This is a genomic window from Vreelandella sp. F11, assembly GCF_042466685.1.
Taxonomy (GTDB): Bacteria; Pseudomonadota; Gammaproteobacteria; order Pseudomonadales; family Halomonadaceae; genus Vreelandella.
On record NZ_CP170448.1, the window covers coordinates 1659481 to 1685155 of the forward strand.

Annotated in this window: 19 protein-coding genes and 1 tRNA gene; 14 read left to right on the forward strand and 6 right to left on the reverse strand. The window is 53.2% G+C overall.

What is annotated here, in order from left to right; translation table 11 throughout:
* Entirely contained in the window at positions 1 to 2007 is a 2007-nt protein-coding gene (locus ACFIOZ_RS07445) for a capsular polysaccharide biosynthesis protein (protein ID WP_386083052.1), read from the reverse strand.
* Between the two features lie 265 nt (positions 2008 to 2272).
* On the opposite strand from ACFIOZ_RS07445, the gene ACFIOZ_RS07450 reads away from it, so the two are divergent.
* From ACFIOZ_RS07450 to ACFIOZ_RS07480, 7 genes are all read left to right on the forward strand, one after another.
* On the forward strand, positions 2273 to 4294 hold the full coding sequence (locus ACFIOZ_RS07450; protein WP_386083053.1) for a sensor domain-containing diguanylate cyclase: 2022 nt from the start codon (positions 2273 to 2275) through the stop codon (positions 4292 to 4294).
* Between the two features lie 116 nt (positions 4295 to 4410).
* On the forward strand, positions 4411 to 5358 hold the full coding sequence (locus ACFIOZ_RS07455) for an AEC family transporter (protein WP_386083054.1): 948 nt from the start codon (positions 4411 to 4413) through the stop codon (positions 5356 to 5358).
* 89 nt (positions 5359 to 5447) lie between these two features.
* Positions 5448 to 5524, forward strand: a tRNA-Arg gene (locus ACFIOZ_RS07460).
* A gap of 541 nt (positions 5525 to 6065) precedes the next feature.
* Positions 6066 to 7007 carry a DnaJ C-terminal domain-containing protein gene (locus ACFIOZ_RS07465; protein WP_386083055.1) on the forward strand — a complete coding sequence of 314 codons (942 nt, stop codon included), beginning with the start codon at positions 6066 to 6068 and terminating at the stop codon, positions 7005 to 7007.
* A gap of 3 nt (positions 7008 to 7010) precedes the next feature.
* Positions 7011 to 7316, forward strand: coding sequence for a chaperone modulator CbpM (locus tag ACFIOZ_RS07470; protein ID WP_386083056.1), 306 nt, complete (start codon positions 7011 to 7013; stop codon positions 7314 to 7316).
* A gap of 283 nt (positions 7317 to 7599) precedes the next feature.
* Positions 7600 to 8085, forward strand: coding sequence for a hypothetical protein (locus ACFIOZ_RS07475; protein ID WP_386083057.1), 486 nt, complete (start codon positions 7600 to 7602; stop codon positions 8083 to 8085).
* Positions 8086 to 8149: 64 nt separating this feature from the next.
* On the forward strand, positions 8150 to 9151 hold the full coding sequence (locus ACFIOZ_RS07480; protein WP_386083058.1) for a GGDEF domain-containing protein: 1002 nt from the start codon (positions 8150 to 8152) through the stop codon (positions 9149 to 9151).
* Positions 9152 to 9178: 27 nt separating this feature from the next.
* Here the strand turns inward: ACFIOZ_RS07480 and ACFIOZ_RS07485 are convergent, their stop codons facing one another.
* Both ACFIOZ_RS07485 and ACFIOZ_RS07490 read right to left on the reverse strand, forming a co-directional pair.
* Positions 9179 to 9505 (reverse strand): TraR/DksA family transcriptional regulator, encoded by a 327-nt coding sequence (locus tag ACFIOZ_RS07485; protein ID WP_386083059.1) that lies wholly within the window; start codon positions 9503 to 9505, stop codon positions 9179 to 9181.
* Positions 9506 to 9654: 149 nt separating this feature from the next.
* Positions 9655 to 10104: a hypothetical protein gene (locus tag ACFIOZ_RS07490; RefSeq protein ID WP_386083060.1), complete on the reverse strand. Its 450-nt coding sequence runs from the start codon at positions 10102 to 10104 to the stop codon at positions 9655 to 9657.
* 462 nt (positions 10105 to 10566) lie between these two features.
* Here ACFIOZ_RS07490 and ACFIOZ_RS07495 point away from each other — a divergent pair, with 462 nt between their 5' ends.
* Positions 10567 to 13233, forward strand: coding sequence for a GNAT family N-acetyltransferase (locus ACFIOZ_RS07495; RefSeq protein WP_386083061.1), 2667 nt, complete (start codon positions 10567 to 10569; stop codon positions 13231 to 13233).
* Positions 13234 to 13351: 118 nt separating this feature from the next.
* On the opposite strand, the gene ACFIOZ_RS07500 is transcribed toward ACFIOZ_RS07495, so the two are convergent.
* Entirely contained in the window at positions 13352 to 14053 is a 702-nt protein-coding gene (locus ACFIOZ_RS07500) for a helix-turn-helix domain-containing protein (RefSeq protein ID WP_386083062.1), read from the reverse strand.
* 885 nt (positions 14054 to 14938) lie between these two features.
* On the opposite strand from ACFIOZ_RS07500, the gene hutC reads away from it, so the two are divergent.
* Positions 14939 to 15652, forward strand: coding sequence for a histidine utilization repressor (hutC, locus tag ACFIOZ_RS07505; RefSeq protein ID WP_386083063.1), 714 nt, complete (start codon positions 14939 to 14941; stop codon positions 15650 to 15652).
* Positions 15653 to 15717: 65 nt separating this feature from the next.
* On the opposite strand, the gene ACFIOZ_RS07510 is transcribed toward hutC, so the two are convergent.
* Positions 15718 to 17040: a YjiH family protein gene (locus ACFIOZ_RS07510; RefSeq protein WP_386083064.1), complete on the reverse strand. Its 1323-nt coding sequence runs from the start codon at positions 17038 to 17040 to the stop codon at positions 15718 to 15720.
* 309 nt (positions 17041 to 17349) lie between these two features.
* On the opposite strand from ACFIOZ_RS07510, the gene hutI reads away from it, so the two are divergent.
* From hutI to ACFIOZ_RS07535, 5 genes are all read left to right on the forward strand, one after another.
* Positions 17350 to 18564, forward strand: coding sequence for an imidazolonepropionase (gene hutI / locus ACFIOZ_RS07515; RefSeq protein WP_386083065.1), 1215 nt, complete (start codon positions 17350 to 17352; stop codon positions 18562 to 18564).
* A complete protein-coding gene (hutG, locus tag ACFIOZ_RS07520; RefSeq protein ID WP_386083066.1) occupies positions 18554 to 19501 on the forward strand; it encodes a formimidoylglutamase in 948 nt (315 codons plus the stop codon). Before hutI ends, hutG begins: the two co-directional genes overlap by 11 nt.
* A gap of 81 nt (positions 19502 to 19582) precedes the next feature.
* The gene (gene hutU, locus ACFIOZ_RS07525) at positions 19583 to 21262 is read left to right on the forward strand and encodes a urocanate hydratase (RefSeq protein WP_386083067.1); all 1680 of its coding nucleotides are present in this window, start codon (positions 19583 to 19585) and stop codon (positions 21260 to 21262) included.
* 65 nt (positions 21263 to 21327) lie between these two features.
* The gene (gene hutH, locus ACFIOZ_RS07530) at positions 21328 to 22863 is read left to right on the forward strand and encodes a histidine ammonia-lyase (protein WP_386083068.1); all 1536 of its coding nucleotides are present in this window, start codon (positions 21328 to 21330) and stop codon (positions 22861 to 22863) included.
* 92 nt (positions 22864 to 22955) lie between these two features.
* Positions 22956 to 24302 (forward strand): Na+/H+ antiporter family protein, encoded by a 1347-nt coding sequence (locus ACFIOZ_RS07535; protein ID WP_386083069.1) that lies wholly within the window; start codon positions 22956 to 22958, stop codon positions 24300 to 24302.
* Between the two features lie 661 nt (positions 24303 to 24963).
* Here the strand turns inward: ACFIOZ_RS07535 and ACFIOZ_RS07540 are convergent.
* Positions 24964 to 25287 (reverse strand): hypothetical protein, encoded by a 324-nt coding sequence (locus ACFIOZ_RS07540; protein ID WP_386083070.1) that lies wholly within the window; start codon positions 25285 to 25287, stop codon positions 24964 to 24966.
* Positions 25288 to 25675 lie beyond the last annotated feature (388 nt).

Sequence of the window (25675 nt, forward strand, 5' to 3'; positions counted from 1 at the left end):
TCAATGCCTTCCGATCAACAAGTTACGATAACAGCGGTAGAGATGCTGTTTCCATGTAAGGATGTTTTTTTGGGTTTTTGCCTGTTCCAACAGGCTGACGACGGTTTCAGCATTGCATAGCTGGCGGGTCGTTGGGTCTACATAGCCGGGGTAGAGAATCAGTGTCCCGGCAACCAGCGCATCCAGCGAGAGTGAGCGCGTACGGCGTGGGCAGCTAAGCGCATCCTGCGTTAGGCCCCAGCCAGCATAAAATGGTAGCCCGTAGGTGCTGACTTCTCGCTGGCGCAAAAGTGCTTCAAATCCGGTCAAGGAGCTCATCGTATGCACTGCATCGACGCGCTCTAACAGGGTGGCGATGTCGATGTCGCTGGCATCTAGATCATACAGGCGTTTGGCACTGGTATCGAGTGCCCCGATACGCGCACCGCTCAATACATCTGGGTGCGCTTTGTAAACGATGTAGGCATCCGGATGGGCGCTACGTACAGCGTTCAATAGCCCGCTATTGGTATTAATGTGCGGCGAGCCGGTGGCAATGGATGCGTCGCTCTCGACTTGGCCGGGCACTAATATGGTGTAACGATCCTGGGGCAGCTCGACCTCTGACTGGCCGCGCACATTGTATTTGGATAGCTTGAGCGCCACCAGCCTTTCACGTAAATGCCGGGCGCGTAGCAGCAGGTCGTCACTAAAGTGGCTGCTATTGAGCAGTTCTTCCAAGTCGCTGGGCTGGCTGGGGTCGTAATAGATGCCTCGGGAATCAATCACCAGTGACAATGGTTGAGTGAGATCGACACCCAGCCCCACCGAGCGAATAAAGCCATCTTCCATGCGCCATACATCGGCCATGTGCTGCGCGTGCTGGCGTTTAAAGTCAGCATCAATGCGGCTTGACCACACCAGCTGCCGTTCGTCGGGCTGTTTGTTGGCTGCCAGTTCGGCCTGAAAATTCACCTTGGCAGCGGGGCCTAAAAAATCGCCAATAAAGCGCCGTTTCCATGAGGAGAAACCACACGCCCGCCAGCGGCCCTGGTAGCGCTCCTGCTGGCGCTTTTGGTCGGCGATTAAGGCAATCGTCTCTTCCAGCGTGGCGGACTGGCGGGTGTAAGGGTTGGCGTAGCGGCAGTAGCGTAGATAGGCGGCAGCAAACAGCTCAACTAATGTGCGTGTAACGCGACGGCGGGGGCAGGGCAACTGGTCATGGGTAAGTCCCCAGCCCGCGTAAAACGGAATGCCGAAGCAGTGTACCTGCTTACCGGCAAGCAGGGCCTCAAAGCCAAGCTGGCTGGTGACCACATAGACGTGGTCGACCTGATCAAATAATGCCCAGGGGTTAAGGTCTTCGCCGATTACCTGGCAGCGTGGGTGAGCCGCGGCGTTTAGCAGGTGGCCCTGTTTTTTCCCGGCGATGACATCCGGATGGATCTTGACCAGAATTTCGCTGTCCGGGTGCTCTGCTAACGCGGCCTCGAGCATTTGATCGAAGCTACTACCGCTGGCGCCACCGTAGTGAATAGAGGCGTCCCCGGCGGTTTGGTCAACCACCAGCACGCGCCCACGGCTGTTACTGTTAATCGGTTTGTCGGGGGCGTGGTTATATTTGGAGAGCCGGTAGTGGGCAATCAGCGCCATACAGCACTCTGCCTGGGCTAACTCCTCAGCGTCAAATGTGGCCGTATTTAGCCAGTTTTCTAAATCAGAAGGTCGCGATGCATCGTAATAAATACCGGTCTCATCGACCACCAGACTGTGCGGCTGAAAGCCGTTTACGCCTAACCCTAACGAACGTATAAAGCCATCTTCCAAGGCGATGTAAGCGAGTTGTCGACGCTGGGCATACCGCCTGGTGCGGACGCTGGTGGGCTTTAACCCCCAGCCAATCACCGCGTCGGGTTGGGGCTTTAGTGCACTTATTCTGATGAATTGGTCAAATTCGGACAGCAGCGCAGGCAGGGCAGCCAGCTTGCCAATACCTGAAGATGTGTAGCCTGCTGTTCGTTTCGCCATAAATAAGGTCGTGGTGAGGAATCAGGATAAGGTGTAGGCGGGCGAACATACGTGATTTGTAGGGGGTTATCAATTCAGGTTTTGTGAGTGTTCACTATTTTGTCTACCCCCGGCAATCATTTGCATGTTAATAAAATTGCCTCAAGTTTGGTTTGTTCAACGCGAATAGTTGCTACTTTTTTGGTAAGTTTGTCTGTTGCCTGTATCGTTGATACTGCTCTGCTGAACCTGGAGTGAAGTAAAGGATGCATAAAAAGGATAATCGGTGCGCTTTGCCCATCTGCTAAAAAAGCTATTTTCTTTCAGTTCGTTAAAGAGCCGGCTTCTGCTGGGGCTCTCCTTTACCTTGTTGTTGCTGATCGCGTTGGTGCTGGGCATGGCGTGGCAAATTGGTAAGACCATGGTGCAGGAAACGAATATGTCGCACCTGCGTTATGAAGCCACCTTGCTCGCTGATGAGGTCACTCAGCAAATCGATATGCGCTTTCAGGCGTTAGAGCGATTAAGCGAAATGATAGGCCCCACTGATGATGCGAGCTGGATCAGCCACCAACTGCGGCAGAACGATAGCCTAATGGCATGGTTCGAGGGAATTGTGGTGGCCAACCGCGATGGAAGGATTATTGCTGACTGGCCCGCTATCGTTGGCAGGGTGGGGCTCGAAACCGCTGAGCTTGAGTATTTTCGTATGCTGCGCGGTATTCGCCGCCCCTATGTTAGTGAACCTTTCGTAGGCCGGGCGAGCGGCATGCCAATGGTGGTAGTGGGGGTACCGCGTTTCACCGAGCAAGGCGATTTCGATGGCTTTATTGGGGGGATTCTTAGCCTGGATTCTGGGGGGATATTTAGCCGTTTAGCCAAAGTGCGTTTGGGTGAAAAAGGCTATGCAGGCGTTGCTACCTCCTCTGGGAAAGTTTTATACCACCCGAATAGTTCCTTTATTAATGCTTCTGTGCCCAGCAAGGAGTTTAACCCCTGGTTGGACTTGGCGCTGGATGGCTGGGAGGGGGATGCCGTAGGGCAGCTAGTGCAAGGGGAAATGGCGCTTCAATCCTACGCACAGGTCTGGTCTGCCGGTTGGGTCGTTGGTCTTTACTTGCCCATCTCTCAAGCGCAACTTCCGTTAGCAGATTTTATTAGGCAGCTATGGTGGACATGGGTGGTGCTGGTTTTACTCATTTTCCCGCTGCTTTTGTGGATGCTGGGTCGCGTGCTTTCGCCCTTGAGGCATTTGGAAAAACAGATTGGTGAAGTGGGGTTAGGGCATCGTGAGAGCGTCAGTCTGGCGACCAGGATGCAAGAGTTGCAGCAGGTGGCGGGCACCTTTAACCGTGTAGAAGATGAACGGCAACTGCTGCTAGGCAATCTTCAAGAGCGCGAGGCGTTTCTTGACTCGGTGCTCAATGCGGCGCCTCAGGGTATGTTTGTCGCCAATATTAAGGGCGACATTACCTATATGAACCCCGCGCTACTGGAGATGCTGGGCATATCCACTGACGTGCCCATGAAAACATGGCTTGAGCAGATTCATACAGACGATATCGACGGTGCGAAGGATATGTGGCTGCACAGTCTGCAAACCGGTAGCGATTTTGTCCGCCAGTTGCGCTTTTTACGTAGTGATAATGAGCTGCTGTGGCTGGATATTCATGCCCGTGTTGTTATGCTCTCCCAGGATGGGCATACCCTCGGTTTAGTGGGGGTCGTCAAAGATATTACCGAGCGCCGTCAGCAGGAAGCCATTCAGCGCTGGGAGGCGGAGCACGACCCATTAACCGGCCTGTTGAATCGCCGAGGCTTCGAGCGCCGCCTGGAAGAGGCGTTTGCCGACTTCCAAAAAACCAGCACCCCTTCAGCCCTTTTGCTGTTTGATTTGGATCACTTCAAACCCATCAATGACGAAGGTGGCCACGCGTTAGGCGACGAAATGTTGCGCCGTATCGCCCAGGTGGTTGCTTGGGAAGTGCGCCGTAGTGACCATGTGGCGCGCCAGGGGGGCGACGAGTTTGGCGTGCTGCTGCCCAGTTGTACGTTGGCTCAGGCAAGGAGAATTGCTGAGTCACTGCGTCAATCTGTCAGTGAAATCTCCGTTACCCATGCAGGCAAAGAGTACAGGGTCACCTTAAGTATTGGTGTGACTACCTTTGATGAGACTGATACCAGCATGGAGGATGTTTTAGCGCGAGCCGATGCCGGTAGTTACAAAGCCAAGGAGCACGGGCGTGATGGGGTGGTGGTTAATATGCCCAACGATGATGTCATGGAGCTCTTTGATCAGCTCAAGTAACCTCTGGTAAGCGTGCGTTCTGTGCGACACATCAGACGCCGCTTGCCAGTCGACAAACGTTGCCCGGCAGTACAGTATAAGCAGGCGCTAAATTTAAGGCTGACCGAGATACTGTTGTGAACCTATTTGAACTGTTTGCCCGCACGCTTGATGTCACGCTGCCTGTCTTCGCGATGGTATTTGTTGGCCTGGGGCTCAAGCGCTTGAAATGGATCGATAGCGCTTTTGTCTCGACCGCCTCGGCGCTGGTATTTAAAGCAACGCTCCCCACCTTGATTTTCCTCAGTTTGATAAAAGCCGACTTAAGCGTTGCTCTGGACGTTTCGCTGATGGTGTTTTTTGCGGTGGCAACCCTCGGCCAGTTTTTGCTCAGCTGGGCATGGGCGCACTACCGTGTGGCCCGCCAGGATCGCGGTATTTACGTTCAAGGTGCGTTTCGCGGTAACTGTGGGGTGGTGGGCTTAGCACTGGCGGCGGGGATGTACGGTAATTATGGCCTATCAGCGGGTAGCCTTCTGCTGGGTGTGGTGATTGTGATGTACAACGCGCTTTCGGTTGTTGTACTGGCATTTTACCAACCTGGTCAATCGACTGATTGGCGCAGCCTGCTCAAACATGTGGCCACCAACCCGCTGATCATCTCAGTGTTTGCGGCACTACCTTTTACCGCACTTTCGATCCCTCTGCCCTCCTGGGTGATCACCTCCGGCGACTATTTTGCCTCGTTAACACTGCCACTGGCGCTGATTTGTATTGGCGCGACGCTCTCCGTTTCGAGCATGCGCGACAGCAGCCAAGTGGCACTCGGCGCTAGCCTGATGAAGATGGTCACGCTCCCAATACTCTCCACGTTCGCGGCCTGGATGATGGGCTTTTCAGGCGAGCAGTTGGGCCTGTTGTTCCTATTCTTCGCCAGCCCCACCGCCGCCGCCAGCTTTGTGATGGTGAAGGCGATAGGCGGCAATGTGCCACTAGCCGCCAATATCATCGCCATCACCACACTGATGGCGAGCATTACCGTTACGCTAGGCATCTTCGCGCTGCGTTTGCTCGGCTGGATATAGCACGAATAGCTCTGCTAAATAGCCCAACGCGGTTGGCCCTACCTAAGTCGACGCGTTATACTACGCGCCCGCTAGTTAAGACCACGTTTGTCCCTGTAGCTCAGTAGGATAGAGCAGCCGCCTCCTAAGCGGCAGGTCGCAGGTTCGACTCCTGCCAGGGACGCCAGCGGCCATTCTTGAGACGTCCTGAGAAGGCCTAAAAAAGAGTACAATACTCTGAAATACATGGTTTTTTAGCTCATCAATGTTCCTCGCTGTTCCTTCCATATCCCGCTGCTAAGTGGTATACATTCCGGTATATGCCTCCATGGCACTAACCGCTCGACAGATAAACTCAACCAAACCAAGCACGAAAATTTTAGCCCTCAACGATGGCCAAGGATTAGGACTTATAATCTGCCCAATGCAGCCAACCCCGGCACCGCTGCGCGCTGCTTTCGCGGGTGCGCCTTAGGCTTACCACGCGCTACGAGAACCCATCGTTCCAGCTTCGTGCACATACCGTAGCGCGTGGTAACGAGAACGCGAGTTCAGCGAGCGTTTGAGGCACCCGCGGGAGGCGTCGGCACGACGCCCAGTGGCGCCCGACCAAACTTGTAAGCATGCAAGGTGAACCTCGACTATCCTTGAGTCATTTACTGCTTGTTACCCGGGATACTTGGCGGAACAGTGCCTGGAGCCCATTCCGACTGCGGGAGGCTCTCAACATGGAGTTTAAGGATTATTATCAGATGCTCGGCGTGGAGAAGTCCGCAACGTCCGAGGAGATTAAAAAAGCCTACCGCAAGCTGGCTCGTAAGTTTCATCCCGATGTGAGCAAAGAGCCGGATGCCGAGCAGCGCATGCAGGAAATCAATGAGGCCAAGGCAGTGCTGTCTGATCCCGAGAAGCGTCTTGCCTATGACCAACTGGCTGAGCAGTATCACTCTGGCCAGGATTTCCATCCCCCTCCGGACTGGGATGCAGGTTTTGAGTTCAGCGGGCGTGGCTTCGAGGAGGCTGACCTCGGTGAATTCAGTGATTTCTTTGCGAATATTTTCGGCCATGCGCGCCGCCCAAGAAGAGGCGCCGGCGGCTATCAAATGCGTGGCGAAGATCGTCACGCCAAGGTAGTTATTGATCTCGAAGATGCCTACCTCGGTGCTACCCGGCCGATCACGTTGCTTGTGCCACAGGCCGATGCCCAAGCTCGCGTCAGTTCTAAAGAACATACCCTCAACGTGCGCATACCCAAAGGCGTTAAAGCGGGCCAGCATATCCGTCTTACGGGGCAGGGCGGCCCCGGTGTCGGCGGGGGCTCTCCGGGGGATCTGTTCCTTGAGATCCACTTTACCCCCAACTCGCTTTACCGTGTTGAAGGGCGTGATGTGCATCAGACGGTACCGGTCACGCCCTGGGAGGCTGCGTTAGGTGCCAGCATTGAAATCCCCACCCCTTCCGGGGGTGTGAAACTAAAGGTGCCTCCTGGCTCTCAAACAGGGCGCCGGTTGCGCTTGAAGGGGCGTGGTATTCCTGGGCCTGAGCCGGGCGATCTATATGTGGAATTAGAGGTCGTACTGCCCCCAGCCGATAGCCATAAGGCACGGAAACTCTACGAAACCATGGCGCGGGAAATGTCTTTTGATCCGCGCCAACGTAAGGGAGGCTAAGCCATGGTACAGCGAGCTACTATTAGCGGTGATCTAATTGATGAGGCGACCCTGACACTTGATGAGTTGGCGCGTGCCTGCTCAGTTGAAACCGACTGGGTCATCGAGCGTATTGAGCGTGGCTTACTGGCTGATGGTTCGCCTTTTGTGGCGAGCTGGCGTTTCACCAGCTTTGATTTGATCCGTGCCCGGCGTATGCATCAGTTGGAACGCGATTTTGAGGCCGTGCCCGAACTTGCCGCACTAACGGCCGACCTAATTGAGGAAAACCAGCGACTTAAAGATCGATTGCGCGCTGCTGGGCTGTGAGGAAATCCTGCCCGATAGGGTGGCCAGTGGTGTCGCCTGTATTAATTAGTGCTTTTGTTTATGCGCAAATGCAATATTAGCATTAATACGATATCTTAATTTTGGTGAAAGCACACAATAAATAAATTAATGGTGATGGTTGGGTTTTTTTAATTAGTTTTTTGTATATTTTTAACCGCGATATAAAAGTTGACCTATGTCATAGAAAGCTGGCTTTGTTTCACTCTAGTATGCACCCGTGGGTACCAATTTCCCTCTTTTTTATTGCCCAAAGGTCGTGATCATGAATAATTTAGCAGCTCTTTCTCTTCTGCCTCAAGAGCAGTTAAACTTAGCCTATTATAATGAAGCTAGTGAGCTAAACCGCTATAAATGGCTAGCCCTTACTTTTCTACCTTTTGATTCATCGGTTAGTCGCTTGATGAATGCGATTAGCATGGAGTGTGTGCACCGCCTTTGTAATTTACAGGAGGTGGCTAGGAAAATGGATCTCTGCGCTTGCGTTAATGCTGAGGGATTAGGAAAAAAACCTTTGCTCAATATAAAAGAGCAGCACTTTTTTGTAGTGAATGATCAAGTGGGAGACCAAATTCTCGCTAAAGCTGAAGAGGCTGCTAAAAATTCGTGCACGTTTTTTGGCTGGTTGCTAGAGACCAATGCCACTCCTGAGTTACATAATACTTTATTCGAATTTGTAACACAGAAAAATAATGAGTTTCGCGTCATACAGGAGTGTCGCGAACAACGTTCTATAGGTTTTTATAAGTAGCTTGTGGTAGTCAAAGCTGAAATAGAGTGTTGTATATATGTACTCATATCAGTGAGGTGTGTTCATGCTTTCTTCAGTATGTAATAAACCGGATTTTTTTAGCTGTTTTGATTGCGATTTTAATTCAGTGGCTAAAAGCCTTTGGGAGTGTTTCCCTAAAGAGATGATGATCGTACGTGTTACTGAACGAAATCACTATATCATTGAAGAGATTAAGCATCTGCAACCTGCTGGATTTAGCAACCATCTAATAAGTATGGGTAAACCTTTCAGAAATCTACTTCCACCACCCCTAGCCGAGGAGTTGATTGTAAACTGCACACGCTGTGTTAAAGAGGGAGTGCCTGTTAATTTTGAAGTGGCGGGTGGTTGCTTCAATACAGGGTGTGACCAGCACAGCTTTAAGCTTCTTCTATTTCCTATCATGCACCAACCAGGGGTAGTGTCGCATCTACTCTGTATCGTCTTGAACTCAGATATGACCAGCATGACGCAGGTTGCAGCATACTCCGAGCAAGAAGTGGAGCGCCGGGTTATAGAGCGTACCGCTGAGTTGGTAGCTACCAATTTGCACCTGACCTACCTGGCTACCCATGATGGCCTCACTGAAACGTATAATCGACGCCATCTCCTTGATTTGGCAAACACTGAGTTCAAGCGGGCTGCTCGTTATGGCTTATCGCTCTGTGTGATGATGTTGGATATTGACCACTTCAAGACTATCAATGATGAGCAGGGACACGCGGCGGGTGATCATATGCTGAAAACTCTTGCCCATGCGATGCGTTCCACGGTGCGCGATTGGGATTTGGTGGGTCGTTACGGTGGGGACGAATTTATCATCATATTACCTGAAACCGATATCCAAGGCGCCCAGGTGATAGCAGAGCGACTGAGTAACACGCTGCAGGGTGCCAGGCTATATGTCAGCATTGGCATCGCCACGCTTGAACTGAATGATCGCTGCATTGATGATTTGATCAACCGTGCCGATCACTTGCTACTGAATGCCAAGCGAAACGGCCGCAACCGTATTGAATGTACTTCTTATGCGCTCACAGCCTAATGAGTACTGAATTAATAGCGCATCACTTTATGGAGTGGCGCACTCGTTGCAACGCGTCGCGTAAGGTAAGGCCTGGAGGCGGTGAATGTCTATTACTTCGCCACACACCTCACAGCGCTCTCCCACGTGGGCGTCAATACGAGAGATGGCTTTTTCAATTTGGGTAAGCTCAGCATGTGCTTCATTGTCCAAAAGGTCGACGATATCATCACTCTGAATTTGAGGCGCCTGTTCTTCCAAATCTTTATCTAAGGCGCCACTTCGCTGGTGCTGATGTGCTTCGTAGCGTTGTATACGTTCGAGCGTTTCTATCCGGAGTTCTACAAGCGCTCTTCTTCTTTCATTTGTAATCATGGTACACCCTTAGTGCTTAATAAAAAGTAAAGAAAGCTTCACTTTATTTGGTGTCATTGTCTCATGTTCAGTTATTTGGCCAGAAATTATTTTAATGAAAAATTAGCTTTGGTAGTTTTTGAAACTCGTGAGTGCCTTTAGTTAGAGCGCTAAAGATCTTCAAGCTCTTGCGCGTCACGAACCATGCGCATTGCTTCATGCTGTTCAAGAGTGAGGAGATTGTTCAGTAGCTCATTTGCAACTACTGTCTCTGCACGTAGCGCCAAATAGCGATAAAGCTCAATGATTTTGTTATGTATGGTTACGATTGAGCGCATGATTTCTGCGAAGGTCATGCTGCTGTAATCTATGTTGTCGAGTGCAATAGCGTGCTTGTCGAAATACTCAACGCACCATGTGTGAATAGCAGCTGACTGAGCGTCTTGCTCACTCAGTGCCAAGACACGGCTCAGCTCTTTTTCATGCAGTGATAGATAATCAAGCAGCATGAGCACTTTTTCATTTTTTGTTGAAAGCGATGCCTTTTCTAAGCTATTAGCTAAGTTAGTGTGTAATAAGCGCGTCATCTTCAACAATTGTTGAACAGTTTCGACTGACATGATTTGTCCAGCTTTGGTTAGAGTTTTGATTTTGTAGGTTTTTCGTGGCCTATGTTTCGCATCAAAGACACTATTAGGATGTTCTCGTTAAACTCAAACACCTTATGCATTCGCCCTATGGTTACGTCAGCTATATCATTCGTTACTTTATACTTGAGTGCGTTCAAGGTTTTTTGAGATGTTTGACTTTAAAGTTGTCATGATAGTCAATTTTTTACACCCAGGACTTAAAGAGAGTATAGACGCTAATAGGCACTTGTCTTACCATTAATCAATGCTTTGATGCTGTAGATCAATGTTTTTGCTGTTAATAAACCGTTACGGCAACAAGTAGTGTCATACAATGATTTAGTCCACGTCATTTCTCGCTAAACGCCAATGTGAGCGTCGATTTTCTTGATTCAGGTGACTTTACAAACGATGTGAGGCGTCCCGAAATCCCACGATGATCGGAGATTTTAGATGTCGATTCGCAATTTAGACGTGCTGTTCTCTCCTGACACAATTGCGCTCATTGGTGCTAGCAACCAGCCTGGATCGGTGGGTGCCGTGTTGGCGCGCAATTTACTCTGTGCTGGTTTTGCCGGGCCGGTACTCACCGTCAACCCTAGTGAGCGTGCCATTCGATCAACCCTGAACTACCACTCTGTTAGTGAGTTACCGCTGACTCCTGATCTGGCAATTATCGCGACCCCGCCGGAGAGCGTGCCGGGCTTGATCAAGGAACTTGGCGAGCGGGGCTGCCGTGCGGCGGTGGTTATCACCGCAGGCTTTGGCGAAGGGGAGCAGGCGGATGGAAAGGCGCTTCAGCAGGCAATGCTCGATGCGGCACGCCCTTATCTAATGCGTATTGTAGGGCCCAACTGTTTGGGTATTTTGGCTCCTCACAAGGGTATCAATGCCAGTTTCGCTCATCTTACCCCTCTGAAGGGCGATATCGCTTTCGTTACCCAGTCGGGGGCTGTGGCAACATCGATCCTCGACTGGGCGTCAGCGCGCGGTATCGGCTTCTCGTATATCATTTCGCTAGGCGCAATGAGCGATGTTGATTTTGGCGATGTGCTCGACTTCCTGGCGCTTGACCCAAAAACGCACTCCATTCTGCTCTACGTCGAGGCCATTTCCGGCGCACGTAAATTCTTGTCGGCTGCACGCATGGCTTCACGAAACAAGCCGGTCGTGGTGGTGAAAGCCGGCCGCAGTGATGCAGGTGCCAAAGCGGCGCTTTCGCATACTGGGGCTCTGGCGGGATCCGATGCTATCTATGACGCTGCCTTTAGGCGTGCGGGAATGCTTCGGGTGAAAACCCTGGATGAGCTATTTCAGGCGGCAGGAACGCTTGCCACGGGCATCCGCGTCCAGGGAGAACGGCTGGCTATATTCACCAACGGTGGCGGGGTCGGTGTGTTAGCCGTGGATGAACTGATCGATGTGGGTGGCCACTTGGCAGAGCTCTCCGAGGCAACCTTGGCGCGTTTGAATGCCGTGTTGCCCAAGGCTTGGTCACACGCCAATCCCGTTGATATTCTCGGCGATGCGTCGGGCCAACGCTATGCAGAGGCGGTTGACGTACTGCTTGATGAACGCGGTGCTGATGCGCTCTTCGTTATTAACTGCCCAGTCGCGGTTACCGACAGCCTGGAGGCTGCTCAATCGTTAATCACGACACTTGAGAAACATCAGCTACCCGTTTTGACCTGTTGGCTCGGCGAAGGCGCGCCCGCAGAAGCCCGACGACTGTTTGCGGAGAAACGTATCCCCTCGTATGGCACGCCGGAGCAGGCGGTTCGTGCCTTTTTGCACCTCTCCAGCTACTGTCGCAATCAGCGAGCCCTTATGGAGACGCCAGCGGCTGTTTCTGATCTTATTACCATCGACATGGCTAGCGCGAACGCGATCATTGATCGTGTAACTGATGAGGGTCGCAGTGTACTGACGGAACCCGAAGCATCAGCTGTCTTGGCTGCCTATGGCATACCTACGGTGCCAGCCATGTTGGCTCGCACGCCGGAGGAGGCCAGTCACGCAGCAGAGCAGCTGGGCTTCCCGGTTGTGCTGAAAATTTTGTCGCGCGATATTTCTCACAAGTCTGATGTCGGGGGCGTGCAGCTAAACTTGGCTTCGGGCGAGGCCGTGTCTCTGGCGGCCGAGAATATGCTTAGGGTCATTCACCAGGAGGCTCCCTCGGCACGGGTCGATGGTTTCAATGTGCAACCGATGATTCGATGTCCAGGGGCGCATGAACTCATTTTAGGCGTCGCTGAAGATCGCGTTTTTGGCCCCGTGATTCTGTTTGGGCAGGGTGGTAAAGCCGTTGAAGTCATTGGTGACCGCGTGGTTGGTTTGCCCCCGCTTAACTCACTGCTGGCTCAAGATATGATCAGCTCGACACGCATATCGCGTCTGTTGAAAGGCTATCGTGATCGTCCGGCCGCTGATTTGGAAGCGATCACGCTCACGCTGATAAAATTGTCACAACTGGCCAGCGACTTGGAGCGCGTAGTCGAACTGGATATCAACCCGCTGTTGGCTGATGCTTCTGGTGTGATGGCTTTGGATGCGCGCATCGTGATTAGGGTCGGTCAGCGACAACGGCTGCCTATGGCCATCCGACCTTATCCCAAGCAGCTCGCCCAAACAATCATGACACGCAGTGGCCAAGCCTATTGCTTGCGCCCCATACGCCCCGAAGATGAATCGGCGCTGGTTCACATGCTGGGCCAGTCTTCTCCCAGTGATGTGCGGTTGCGCTTCTTTGCAGCCATCAGAAAGTTTGACCATGCTTTTGCGGCGCGACTAACTCAGATAGATTACGACCGGGAAATGGCCTTTGTAGCGATACCTTCTGGAAGCGACGAGATTGTGGGGGTAGTGCGCCTGTCTGCCGATCCCGATAAAGAGAAAGCGGAGTTTGCGGTCATGGTGCGTAGTGATTTTAAAGGAACCGGGCTGGGTTATAGCCTTATGCAGCAGATAATTGATTTTGCCCGCATGAACGCGATTAAGCAGATATTTGCGGATGTGCTGCGGGAGAATCACCCAATGCTCAAGATGGTAAAAGAGTTTGGATTTCTGGTGGTGCCAACGGATCATCAGGTGGATAGCGTCACCGTCGTGCTTAATTTGTAATGGAAACTCGTCTCCGAACCGAATGTTATGCGTGGTCAGGCCAGCACAGCTAGGCTTGTTCACTCCTTTTCTTGTCTGGCGGATGGTTAACTCTTTCGCATGGGCAATGGCGATAAATTCACTTCCTTTTTGCAGCTATAGACGCTAATGCATCAGGGTTTACTATGCAGTACTCATGACCACGTGCTGTTAATATTTCTTGCTGCTGAAAGCGACTGATGAGGCGACTTAGCGTCTCTACTGCCATACAGAGATAATCGGCCATTTCTTGTCGCGACATGGCCAGCCTGAAAGAGTAGGGCGAATAGCCCCGAGCAAAAAAATTCCTCGACATCGCAGCAAAAAAAATGGCTAATCTGACGTCTGCAGGCTGGCTAATCATTTGCCACATTCGTGAGTGTTCAATGCTCATGGCCTGACTCAAACAGCGCAGCAATTGCATATGGCTAGTTTGAAGGTTGGGAAACTCTTCAATTCGTCTAAAGGGAATGTGCAGTAAGCCTGATGTTTCAATGGCAATTATGGTGCCTGCATAAAATCCCTCGCCAATAGCATCTAGGCCAATAATTTCGTCAGGTAGAAAAAAGTGTGTGAGCTGCTCATTGTCGCTTTTACACTGAAGCGTTTGTTTTAGCATGCCACACTGCACGATGTATAAGCCTTGGAAAGGATCTCCTTGGTATAAAAGAGTTTTTTTTCTACGCAAGGTTAATATAGATTGAGAAAGTTTTTTCAATTCTTGTACAATTAAAAGAGAGGAATGACCGGAAGTCATACCTTGTTTGATATACGGCTTATCCAAACCAGCTGTCGTTTCCATACGTTTTACCCCAGGTTCTGCAATAAAATTTCAGTGCAAGCTCCGTGAGCCACGAACGTTTTTTAAAAATGGTTTTATTGAAAAGATTATAATTCAAATGGTTATGTGATTTTTGATTTATTTTAGACGTTGGCGAAGTTAAGCGTAGATGATGCTGTTAGTTATGCAATGCGAAAAGGTAGTTATTTTTATATTTGAAGTCTATTTCAGTAATTACTTTTTGTGATGACTTTTAAGTTAAGAAAGAGGGTGAGATGTCATCAATATTAGGTAGCTCCCCGAAGGTGCTTTTTTGCCAGTTTATTCAGTCTTGGCGTTTCGCTGGCGAACTGATGCTCAATTTATCTCGCCGAAAAGAAAACTTTGTTCATGGCTGCTTCACATAGCTCCCCGGTGCATCTTCTAATGGCGGATAGTCGTTTGACCCTAGAGTTGGCATTCTAACCAGAGGCCCGGAGCGTTTCTCAAGCCAGATTTGCCACTCCTCCCACCACGAGCCTAGCTGCATGGTTGTGCTCTCAAGCCAAGTGTCGGGGTTGATATAACTATCGTTTTCATGCGCCACCGTCATTCGGTAGTGCCGGTGAGAGTGCTCAGGAGGGCTAATAATGCCCGCATCATGGCCGCCGCTGCTGCTGCAATAAAAAACTTTGATAAAGCACGTTGTATGGATAGACGCGCCAGCTAGGGTCGCGAAAGCGACGATCCTGAGGTAAGGGGATAATACAAGGGGGGAGCGACGACCCTTTGTCTTTATGGCTCCTTAATAAAAATTGCATCTTGGGTTGGCAAGTAGCAGGTGTTGTCCTGGCACTAGTGTGCTTTGTTCACCAAGGCGAGTAAGATAGCTGTATAGACAAACGGTCTTAATCGAAAAGGAGCTTCATGACGCGTTCTCCCCTCTACCAGCAGATCCGTCAACATCTGTTGGATAAGATTCAGTGTGGAGATTGGCAGCTGAATCATCAGATACCTACGGAAGAGCGGCTGGCGAAAGACTTTGGCGTGAGCCGGATGACGGCTAATAAGGCCATCAGGGATTTGGTGCAGCAAGGGTACCTCGTGCGTCAACCCGGTGTCGGTACCTTCGTTACCGACCGTAAGGTTGAGTCCTCTTTGGTGGAGGTATACAACATTGCCGAAGAAGTACTTTCGCGTGGGCATCGATACAGTAATAAGGTCATCACCCAAGAGGCGATTGAGGCAGATGATGAAGTGGCGCTGCGCTTAGGCGTGAGACTTGGCAGCCGGGTGTTTCATACCCTCTTGGTGCACTATGAGAATGACATTCCGATTCAACTTGAGAACCGTTACGTCAATCCTCGTTGGGTGCCGGATTATTTGGACACCGATTTTTCGCGCCATACACCTAACGAAGTGCTGGTCGCCGCTTGCCCCATAACGGATATGGAGCATATCGTTGAAGCGGTGCTCGTGGATGAGCAAACCGCAAAGTGGCTAAGTATTGATACCCAGACCCCCTGCCTGAGCATGGTGAGGCGTACCTGGTCTGATGAGCATTTGATTAGCTATGCGCGCCTGCTCCACCCTGGCGACCGCTATAAGTTACGCTCCTCCCTGCAACGAAAAACCGCCTAAATCGATGTTAAAAGCTCAGCGAGGTCGGTTCCTTCGACCTCGTGATTTGTCATTAATGCCAGCATTCAACTGATCAGTGACTGAACCAGGTAGCCCGCGGGCACCGCAAGTAGCAAGCTCAATGCAACGCGAATAAACCACACGATGAGCATGCGGCCTACTGAAAACGGAATAGTGGTAGAGAGAATGCAGGGGATGGAAGCAGAAAAGAACAGCACAGCAGAGACTGATACCACGCCTGCCGCGAAACGGGCGACGAATTCGGCCTCGGCCATCAGTAGAGCCGGTAAGAACATTTCTGCCAACCCGGAAGCAGATGCCTGGGCCAGTGCCGCGGCGTCATCTAACCCCCAAATGGCGACAAAGGGGTAAAACAGCCACCCCAGCCATTCAAATAAAGGTGTGTATTTGGCGACGAGCAGCCCGATTAAGCCTACCGACATGATCGACGGCAGGATGCTGATAGCCATTATCAACCCTTCTTTAAAATTGAGCGCTACGCTGCGGTGAAGGCTTGGCGCGTTGGCGGCAACCTCCGTGCCTGCTTGCCAGGCAGTACTTAAGCGCTTCCCCGCGATTGCCTCCGGTTCTCCGTCACGCTTATGGTCATCCATGTTTGCCAGAGGCGGCAGTCGTACCGTGACCGCCGTGACGATGAACGTAATCACCAGGGTGAGCCAGAAGTACAAATTCCAAACGCTCATAAGATCCAGCGTACGCGCCACGATGATCATGAACGTTGCCGACACCGTGGAAAAACCGGTGGCGATGATGGCGGCTTCCCGGGCTGAATACTGTCCCGCTTGATAAACCCGATTGGTAATCAATAGCCCGATCGAGTAACTACCCACAAAAGAAGCAACGGCATCGATTGCCGAGCGCCCAGGCGTTCGCCAAATGGGCCGCATGACCGGCTGAACCAGTACGCCAATCAATTCCAGCAATCCATAGCTGATCAGCAGTGCCAGGAAAATAGCACCAATGGGTACGATTAAACCTACCGGAATCACCAGTTTTTCAAATAAGAAGGGCAGCATATCCGGTTCGTGCAGAAATGCTGGGCCCCAGCCCGTTAACGCCATGACGGCAATAACAACACCGATGATTTTCAGTACGGTAAAAATGCTTTCGGTCACTGTTCGTCGCCAATAGCCTTTGAAAAGTGGGTAGGCGGCGCCCGCCACGATCATCACTAACGCATAAATGCCGCTGTAATCGCCCATCAAAGAGCGCAGCCCTGTGACCATATGGTCAAGCAGGATAGTGCTTCGCCCACCTATCTCGATGGGAACAAAGAAAATCAGGATACCCAGTGCGCTAGGCACAAACAGTTTAAAGATAGTGGCAGCGCTAGTTCGCTGCTTGGAAGGCGGGTTCATGGGCTGCATGGGTAGGCCTCTCATTGTGAGGTTATCGTTCTGATGACTTGGGCTTGTTTTATGTATATACAATAAGCTAACCCCATACAGCATTTGCGCATAGCACTTGGCAATAGACATTAGTCTAGTGAGGTGGACGTTAGACGATCTTTTGTTTGTCAATTTATTAAGATAAGTATTTGTTATTTATGTGTTTTACTTATTTTTTGGCGTTTTTTTTAACTTTGCAACTGCTTATTTGCTTAGTTCATTGCTTGACGAAGTAATCCGGCATGGGCTTAATTGTATATACATTGTGTTTGCTCCAAGGAGACCTCCATGGCTAATAACAAACAACGCTACATTTGGCGCGATATCAGTCTCTTCGATGGTCTGAAAACATTGCCTAAGCCCATGGCTGTGATTACTCAAGGTGAGCGTGTTGTCACCATGACGCCCATGGATGGCTTCGATGAGTCACAGGCTGATGGTTGTCATGACATGGGGCGGGGCGGCGTGATGACACCCGGCCTGGTGGATTGCCATACGCATTTGGTGTTTGGCGGAGCGCGCGCGGACGAATTCGAGGCGCGTTTGGAGGGCGCCAGTTATGAAGAGATTGCGCGCCGCGGCGGAGGCATTCTGAGTACCGTTTATGCGACCCGGGAAGCGAGCGAACAAGCCCTCTTCGATGCCGCCTTGCCACGTCTTAAAGCGCTGGTTGAGGAAGGCGTCACTACGGTCGAGATCAAATCGGGCTATGGCTTGGACGTGGCTAATGAACTGAAGATGCTGCGGGTTGCCCGGCGTTTAGGTGAAGCGTTGCCAGTGCGGGTATTGACGACCCTGTTAGGCGCCCATGCCTTGCCGCCGGAGTATGAGAACGATAGCGACGGCTATATCGATCTGGTCTGCAATGAAATGATTCCTGCCGCAGCTGCGGAAGGGTTGGCCGATGCTGTCGATGTCTTTTGTGAAAAAATCGCCTTTTCAGTAGCGCAGTGTGAGCGGGTTTTCAAAGCAGCGCAGGCCCATGGCTTACCCATCAAAGCGCATGCCGAACAGCTCTCTAACTTGGGTGGCGCCGCGTTGGCAGCCCGCCACGGCGCATTGTCCGCTGACCACATTGAGTATCTTGACGACGCCGGTATTGCTGCCATGCGCGAAGCAGGCAGCGTGGCCGTCATTCTCCCCGGCGCTTTCCACACCCTGCGTGAAACGCAGCAGCCGCCCATTGCGGGGCTGCGCGAAGCGGGCGTGCCGATGGCTGTGGCCACCGACGCCAATCCAGGCAGCTCGCCGCTATTTATGCCCACGTTAATGCTCAACCTGGCGTGTACGCTGTTTCGCATGACGCCCCAGGAAGCACTGGCGGGGATGACCGCCAATGGTGCTGCCGCACTAGGATTGAAAGGGCAGGGGCAGCTTCACGAAGGCGCGGTGGCGGATCTGTGTATCTGGGATATTGAGACACCCGCTGAGCTGGCCTACGCGGTGCAGCCAGGTCGCCTACGGCAGCGTGTCTATCAGGGGGAGTTAACCCATGGCCGCTGATACGCCCATTGATATGGCGCTCTGGCAGGGGCGCACGGATCCTGAACCCGATAGTGACCGTTGGCACCAGCGTATCGAGCCGTTAACCAACAACGCCGCGCAGGGTTGTGCACTGCTGGGTTTTGAAAGTGATGCAGGTGTTGCGCGTAACCAGGGCCGCACCGGCGCTGCTGAAGGCCCTAATGCGTTACGCCGTGCGCTGGCGCCGTTGGCTTGGCATCGCACTGCGCCTGTTTATGATGCCGGCAATGTGCGCTGTGTTGATGATGCGTTAGAGGCAGCGCAACAGACGCTGGCTGATCGTCTGACGTCACTATTAACCGCTGGCCACCTGCCAATTGTGTTGGGTGGTGGTCATGAAGTGGCTTACGCCAGCTGGCTCGGTCTGGCGCAGTCTTTTATGCCCAAAAAGGCGCCGCCGCGGATTGGCATCATTAACCTGGATGCGCACTTCGATTTGCGCGATCCAGTGCATATTCGCTCCTCAGGCACCCCCTTCGCCCAGATTGCCGATAAGTGCCAAGAGTGGGATTGGTCGTTTCGATACGCCTGCCTGGGGGTAAGCCGCGCTGCGAATACGCGCGCCTTATTTACCCGCGCCGCCGCGCTCGGAACACTGGTTCGCGAAGATCGCGAGATCGAAGCGCTACGCCTTGATTCTATCATCAGAGACGTACAGCGCTTCATCGCCAAGTGCGACCACATTTACCTAACCATTGACCTGGATGTACTGCCTGCTGCCGAAGCCCCCGGCGTGAGTGCGCCTGCCGCACGCGGTGTCTCGCTTGCCTTGATTGAGCCGCTGATTGAAGCCGTGCGTGACAGCGGCAAGCTTCGCCTGGCGGACTTGGCAGAGCTTAACCCCAGCCTGGATATCGACAGCCGCACCGCCCGAGCGGCGGCTCGGCTCGTGCATTTGCTGACCTTAGATAACTGAATTTAGTGAGCTAACCCTGAATAAGTGCCAGGGCACAACTTAGACCAACGAATAACGAACAGAAACACAAGGAATGACGCCATGCCAACCAACGATAAACGTCACGATGCTTCACGTAAGATCATTGCCCCGACCGGTACGGAACTCAGCTGTAAGAGCTGGCTGACCGAAGCGCCGCTTCGTATGCTGATGAACAATCTCCACCCGGATGTTGCTGAAAGCCCGGAGGATTTAGTGGTTTATGGCGGTATCGGCCGTGCTGCCCGTGACTGGGCGTGCTACGACAAAATCGTCGAAACGCTGCAGCGCTTGGAAGATACCCAGACGCTGCTAGTGCAGTCTGGCAAACCCGTCGGTGTCTTCGAAACCCATAAGGATGCGCCTCGGGTGCTGATCGCCAACTCCAATCTGGTCCCCGCCTGGGCGAACTGGGAGCACTTCAACGAGTTGGACTGCAAAGGCTTGATAATGTACGGCCAGATGACGGCAGGTTCATGGATCTACATCGGCTCCCAGGGCATTGTACAAGGCACCTATGAAACCTTTGTTGAGGCAGGGCGGCAGCACTACGACGGTGAACTCAAGGGGCGCTGGATTCTGACCGCTGGACTTGGAGGCATGGGCGGCGCCCAGCCGCTGGCGGCGACGTTGGCCGGTGCCTGTTCGCTGAATATCGAGTGTCGGCAGGCAAGTCTCGACTTCCGCCTGCGCACCCGTTACCTGGATGAACAGGCTGACAATCTTGATGATGCCCTGGCGCGTATTGAGCGCTATACCGCCGAGGGTAAAGCTATTTCTATCGGCCTGTGCGGTAACGCTGCGGATGTGCTGCCGGAACTGGTTAAGCGCGGCATCAAGCCGGATATGGTCACGGATCAGACCAGCGCACACGACCCGCTGCACGGCTACTTGCCTTCCGGCTGGACATGGGAGGAGTACGTGACCCGTGGCAAGTCCGAGCCTGAAACCACCGTGAAGGCGGCCAAGCAGTCGATGGCGGTGCATGTGCAAGCGATGCTCGACTTCCAGAAGATGGGCGTACCCACCTTTGATTACGGTAATAACATTCGGCAGATGGCAATGGAGGAGGGGGTTGCCAACGCCTTTGATTTTCCGGGTTTTGTGCCTGCCTATATTCGTCCTCTCTTTTGCCAGGGTATCGGCCCCTTCCGCTGGGTGGCGCTCTCCGGGGATCCTGAGGACATTTATAAGACCGACCAGAAGGTCAAAGAGCTCATTCCCGACGACCCGCACCTGCATAACTGGCTCGATATGGCGCGCGAGCGGATTAGCTTCCAGGGGTTGCCAGCACGTATTTGCTGGGTGGGGCTTAAAGACCGTGCCCGCTTGGGGCAGGCCTTCAACGAAATGGTCAAGAGTGGCGAGCTAAAAGCACCGATCGTTATTGGTCGGGATCACCTCGATTCGGGATCCGTTGCCAGCCCCAACCGCGAAACCGAGGCGATGATGGATGGTTCTGACGCCGTTTCCGACTGGCCACTGCTCAACGCACTGCTCAATACCGCAGGCGGTGCCACCTGGGTATCGTTACACCATGGCGGCGGGGTAGGCATGGGCTATTCCCAGCATTCTGGCGTGGTGATTGTGTGTGACGGCAGCGATGATGCCCACGCCCGCTTAGGCCGTGTGCTGCGCAACGACCCGGGCACCGGCGTGATGCGCCATGCCGATGCTGGCTATGACATTGCTAAACAGTGCGCTCAGGAAAATGGTCTTGATTTGCCGATGCTTAATCAATAAAGCCCGCACAAATACAACAGTTGAGAAGGTGGGATGACCACCTTCCTGTCTCTATAGGCGATCAAATGAAACATCTCGACATTCAGCCCGGCAAAATGACCCTTGCCCAAGCCCGCCAGATCCATCAAGCGCATGTGCCTGTTACGTTACCGGAGAGCGCCAGTGCGGATATACAGCGCAGCGTTGATTGCGTTAACCGGGTCGTTAGTGAGAACCGCACGGTTTACGGCATTAATACGGGGTTCGGCTTATTGGCCCAGACCCGCATTGCTAACGAAGACCTTGAATCGCTACAGAGCTCTCTGGTGCTTTCTCATGCCACTGGCGTGGGGGTGGCGATAGATGATGCCCTGGTGCGTTTGATTATGGTGCTCAAGGTCAACAGCCTAGCAAGAGGCTTCTCCGGCATCCGCCGTGAGGTCTTGGATGCTCTGGTGGCACTGATCAATGCCGAGGTTTACCCGCATATTCCCCTTAAGGGATCCGTCGGGGCATCCGGTGATTTGGCGCCCCTGGCGCATATGAGTGTTGTACTGCTGGGCGAGGGCAAAGCCCGCTACAAAGGGGAGTGGGTTTCCGCTGAAAAGGCGTTGGAAATCGCTGGACTGGCGCCCATCACGCTGGCACCCAAAGAGGGCCTGGCGCTGCTTAATGGCACCCAGGTATCCACCGCCTATGCCTTGCGGGGCCTGTTCGACGCCGAAGACCTGTTTGCTGCGGCGACGGTGTGCGGTTCGTTAACCGTAGAAGCCACGCTTGGGTCACGTTCACCCTTCGATGCCCGGATTCATGAAGTGCGTGGCCAGCGCGGCCAAATTGACGCCGCCGCCGCTTACCGCCATCTGCTCGGTGAAAGCAGTGCCGTCGGTGACTCCCATGCTAACTGCGATAAAGTTCAGGATCCCTACTCGTTGCGCTGCCAGCCACAGGTGATGGGCGCTGTGTTAACCCAGATCCGTCAGGCGGCCGAGGTGCTCGCGTCGGAAATCAACGCGGTCTCTGATAACCCGCTGGTGTTTGCCGAGCAGGATGACATTATTTCCGGCGGTAATTTCCATGCTGAACCGGTAGCCATGGCCGCTGACAACCTGGCGTTAGCTATCGCCGAGATCGGCTCTCTTGCCGAGCGGCGTGTCTCCTTGATGATGGACAAACACATGTCGCAGCTACCGCCATTTTTGGTTGAGAATGGCGGGGTCAATTCCGGGTTTATGATCGCCCAGGTCACCGCCGCGGCGCTGGCGAGTGAAAATAAAGCCTTGGCGCACCCCCATAGTGTCGACAGCCTGCCTACCTCGGCTAACCAGGAAGACCATGTCTCAATGGCGCCCGCCGCCGGTAAGCGGTTGTGGGAAATGGCGGAGAATGTGTGCGGCATTTTAGCCATCGAATGGCTGGGGGCGTGCCAGGGGCTGGACATGCGCCAGGGCTTGACCACTACCCAGCCGCTAGAGCAAGCCAGGCAACTGCTACGCGCCCGCGTCAGCCACTACACCCAGGATCGCTTCTTCGCGCCGGATATCGAAGCCGCCAGCGACCTGATACGCGAGCGTACGTTAACCCCATTGGCTCATCCGCATACGCTGCCAAGCCAGGTTTAAGGCGTTTTATGCTTCCCTATGGCGAGAGGCTGTGACGACCCAATGCCATAGGGAACGCACTATTTACCATCTAACAACAAAGTAGGCTTTTCATGAATGCTATCGTTCTGGCTATCCTAGTGATGGTCGGCTTGAGTCTTGCGCGCGTTTCAGTTGTGTTTGCGCTTATCGTCGCCACGCTGGTTGGTGGGTTATACGCGGGTATGCCGATTGGTGAGATCCTTGACGCCTTTAATGAGGGGCTGGGTAATGGCGCCACCATCGCGCTCTCTTATGCGGTGTTAGGGGCCTTTGCCGTCGCTTTATCGCGCTCTGGTATCACCGAGCTACTGGCCAGCCGGGCCATTAGGCGCTTCCAGCTAGATGAGTCTGGGGGGAGCCGCCGCACGGTTACCTATACACTGCTGGCGGCGCTGTTAGCCGCGGCAGTCAGCTCGCAGAACCTGATCCCTGTCCATATTGCTTTTATTCCAGTGCTGGTGCCGCCGCTGCTAAAGCTGATGAACCACCTGAAGCTTGACCGGCGACTGGTGGCTTGCGTGATTACCTTCGGTATCACGGCGCCTTATATGTTACTGCCCGTTGGGTTTGGGGCGATATTCCTGAATGACATACTGCTCGCGAACCTCAACGAAAGTGGCGCGGCGCTGGGATTGGAAGTGACCCGCCAAATGGTGCCTCTGGCGATGGCGATTCCCATTGGTGGCATGGCGTTAGGATTAGCGGTGGCTGTGTTCTGGAGTTATCGCAAGGGGCGAGACTATGAAGATCGTGAGTTGGCACATGGTGATAAATCGCCCCAGGAAGCTGCGCTTTCTCTAGCCGGGTGGCAGAAGGCCATGTTGGTTATTTCTCTGGTAGGTACGGTCACCGTGCAACTGATGACGGGCTCTATGGTACTGGGCGGTATCTTCGGTTTTGCTTTGCTCTCCATGAGTGGCGTTTTCCGCTGGCATGAGCAGGACGGTATCTTTACCGAGGGAATGCGCATGATGGCCCTGGTCGGCTTTATCATGATCTCAGCGGCAGGTTTTGCCAGTGTGATGCAAGCCAGTGGCGAGGTGGAAGGGCTGGTGGCGAGTTCTGCCGAGCTTATCGGCGACAATAAAGGGCTGGCCGCATTGATTATGCTGTTGGTAGGGCTGTTTATCACCATGGGCATCGGCTCTTCGTTTTCGACCATTCCCATTATTGCTTCGCTCTATGTGCCTTTGGCTTTGAGTTTTGGCTTTTCACCCATGGCGACAGTAGCATTGGTAGGCACGGCCGCCGCCCTGGGCGACGCTGGATCACCCGCGTCAGACTCCACCCTAGGCCCCACCGCAGGCCTCAATGCTGATGGGCAGCATGACCACATCTGGGATAGCGTGGTGCCCACCTTTCTGCACTACAACATTCCGCTGATTGTATTTGGCTGGGTTGCTGCCATGGTGCTTTAGTTCAGTTGAAGGGGGCTGCTCGCAATACGATCTCGACGACAGTGCTACCTAATCATTTGCCCGTTTATGACCAACGCCCCGCCTTTGTGCGGGGCGTTGGCGTGTTAGGAAGGTTAGCGGGTTGCAAACGGCGGAGTTGATATATGAGTTGGTGTATTTTAAATTAAGTTATTTAAAATCATATTGTTATGTGGTTTTTAGACTCCTGCCAGGTACGCCAACGGGCTATCTGCGAATTATTTCCCCTGACTTTTTTCTCCTTAACATCTAGTGATGATGTGCGTTGGGCAAGTATTTGCCTGCTTTGATGCGTAATAGCTATTAGATTTTGCTCTTCACCTCCATACTGCAGCCACGAATAATAATTAAAGGGAAAGCCCGTGCTTATCAAAGCAATGATGTTGATGCTGGCGCTATGTTTCGCCAGTGTGGCAAGCGCTGAACAAACGCCTGACATGTCTGGTGAATGGGTAACCCAAGCCGAACTTATCGTGAGCGGTGAAGAAACCGAGTGCGACCTAGTGTTTGATACGATACCCGAAGAGCTTTTATTTACTCAGGGCGGATGCTGTCGCACCTGCTCCAAAGGAAAAGCATGCGGTAACTCATGCATTAGCCGTAACTATACCTGCCATCAACCGAGAGGCTGCGCTTGCGATGGTTAGGTCAAGGCATTAGGCAGCGGAACGACGCCCAAGGGCACTTCAGCCAAACCCTGCACCGCTGCGCGCTGCTCCCGCAGGTGAGCCGTAGGCTTACCACGCACTACGAAACCCACCGACTTAGCTTCGTGCAGACACCCGTAGCGCGTGGTAACGAATCTCGCGAGGGACGAGCGTATGAGGCATCCGCGGGAGGCGGCGGAACGACGCCCAAGGGCACGGAACCAACTCTGCCCACACAAGCCAAACCCCGGCACCGCTTCGCGCTGCTCCCGCGGGTGCGCCGTAGGCTTACCACGCGCTACTAAATCACGCTTGCACATGAAGGCGTGGATTCCAAGGGAGTGTGCACGTTATGCATATGGCCGAGGCACGTAATCACCCCACCGAAATCGAGTGAGTGCACATACCCGTAGCGCGCGGTAACGAAGAACGCGAGTTCAACGAGCGTTCGTAGGCACCCGCGGATGGCGGCGGAACGACGCCCAAGGGCACCACACCAACCCCGGCACCGCTGCGCGCTGCTCCCGCGGGTGCGCCGTAGGCTTACCACGCGCTACAAACCCACCCAAATCAAGTCAGCGCACATTCTGTAGCGCGTGGTAACGAATCTCGCGAGGGACGAGCGTATGAGGCACCCGCGGGAGGCGGCGGAACGACGCCCAATGGCACTTCAGCCAACCCCCAGCACCGCTGCGCGCTGCTCCCGCG

Coding starts and splice junctions, on each gene's coding strand:
- ACFIOZ_RS07500 (WP_386083062.1), bottom strand. CDS start 14,053: ATGGAAACGACAGCTGGTTTGGATAAGCCGTATATCAAACAAGGTATG.
- ACFIOZ_RS07475 (WP_386083057.1), top strand. CDS start 7,600: ATGAATAATTTAGCAGCTCTTTCTCTTCTGCCTCAAGAGCAGTTAAAC.
- ACFIOZ_RS07465 (WP_386083055.1), top strand. CDS start 6,066: ATGGAGTTTAAGGATTATTATCAGATGCTCGGCGTGGAGAAGTCCGCA.
- hutU (WP_386083067.1), top strand. CDS start 19,583: ATGCCAACCAACGATAAACGTCACGATGCTTCACGTAAGATCATTGCC.
- ACFIOZ_RS07445 (WP_386083052.1), bottom strand. CDS start 2,007: ATGGCGAAACGAACAGCAGGCTACACATCTTCAGGTATTGGCAAGCTG.
- hutI (WP_386083065.1), top strand. CDS start 17,350: ATGGCTAATAACAAACAACGCTACATTTGGCGCGATATCAGTCTCTTC.
- ACFIOZ_RS07470 (WP_386083056.1), top strand. CDS start 7,011: ATGGTACAGCGAGCTACTATTAGCGGTGATCTAATTGATGAGGCGACC.
- ACFIOZ_RS07480 (WP_386083058.1), top strand. CDS start 8,150: ATGCTTTCTTCAGTATGTAATAAACCGGATTTTTTTAGCTGTTTTGAT.
- hutH (WP_386083068.1), top strand. CDS start 21,328: ATGAAACATCTCGACATTCAGCCCGGCAAAATGACCCTTGCCCAAGCC.
- ACFIOZ_RS07490 (WP_386083060.1), bottom strand. CDS start 10,104: ATGTCAGTCGAAACTGTTCAACAATTGTTGAAGATGACGCGCTTATTA.
- ACFIOZ_RS07495 (WP_386083061.1), top strand. CDS start 10,567: ATGTCGATTCGCAATTTAGACGTGCTGTTCTCTCCTGACACAATTGCG.
- ACFIOZ_RS07535 (WP_386083069.1), top strand. CDS start 22,956: ATGAATGCTATCGTTCTGGCTATCCTAGTGATGGTCGGCTTGAGTCTT.
- ACFIOZ_RS07540 (WP_386083070.1), bottom strand. CDS start 25,287: ATGTGCAAGCGTGATTTAGTAGCGCGTGGTAAGCCTACGGCGCACCCG.
- ACFIOZ_RS07510 (WP_386083064.1), bottom strand. CDS start 17,040: ATGCAGCCCATGAACCCGCCTTCCAAGCAGCGAACTAGCGCTGCCACT.
- ACFIOZ_RS07485 (WP_386083059.1), bottom strand. CDS start 9,505: ATGATTACAAATGAAAGAAGAAGAGCGCTTGTAGAACTCCGGATAGAA.
- hutG (WP_386083066.1), top strand. CDS start 18,554: ATGGCCGCTGATACGCCCATTGATATGGCGCTCTGGCAGGGGCGCACG.
- hutC (WP_386083063.1), top strand. CDS start 14,939: ATGACGCGTTCTCCCCTCTACCAGCAGATCCGTCAACATCTGTTGGAT.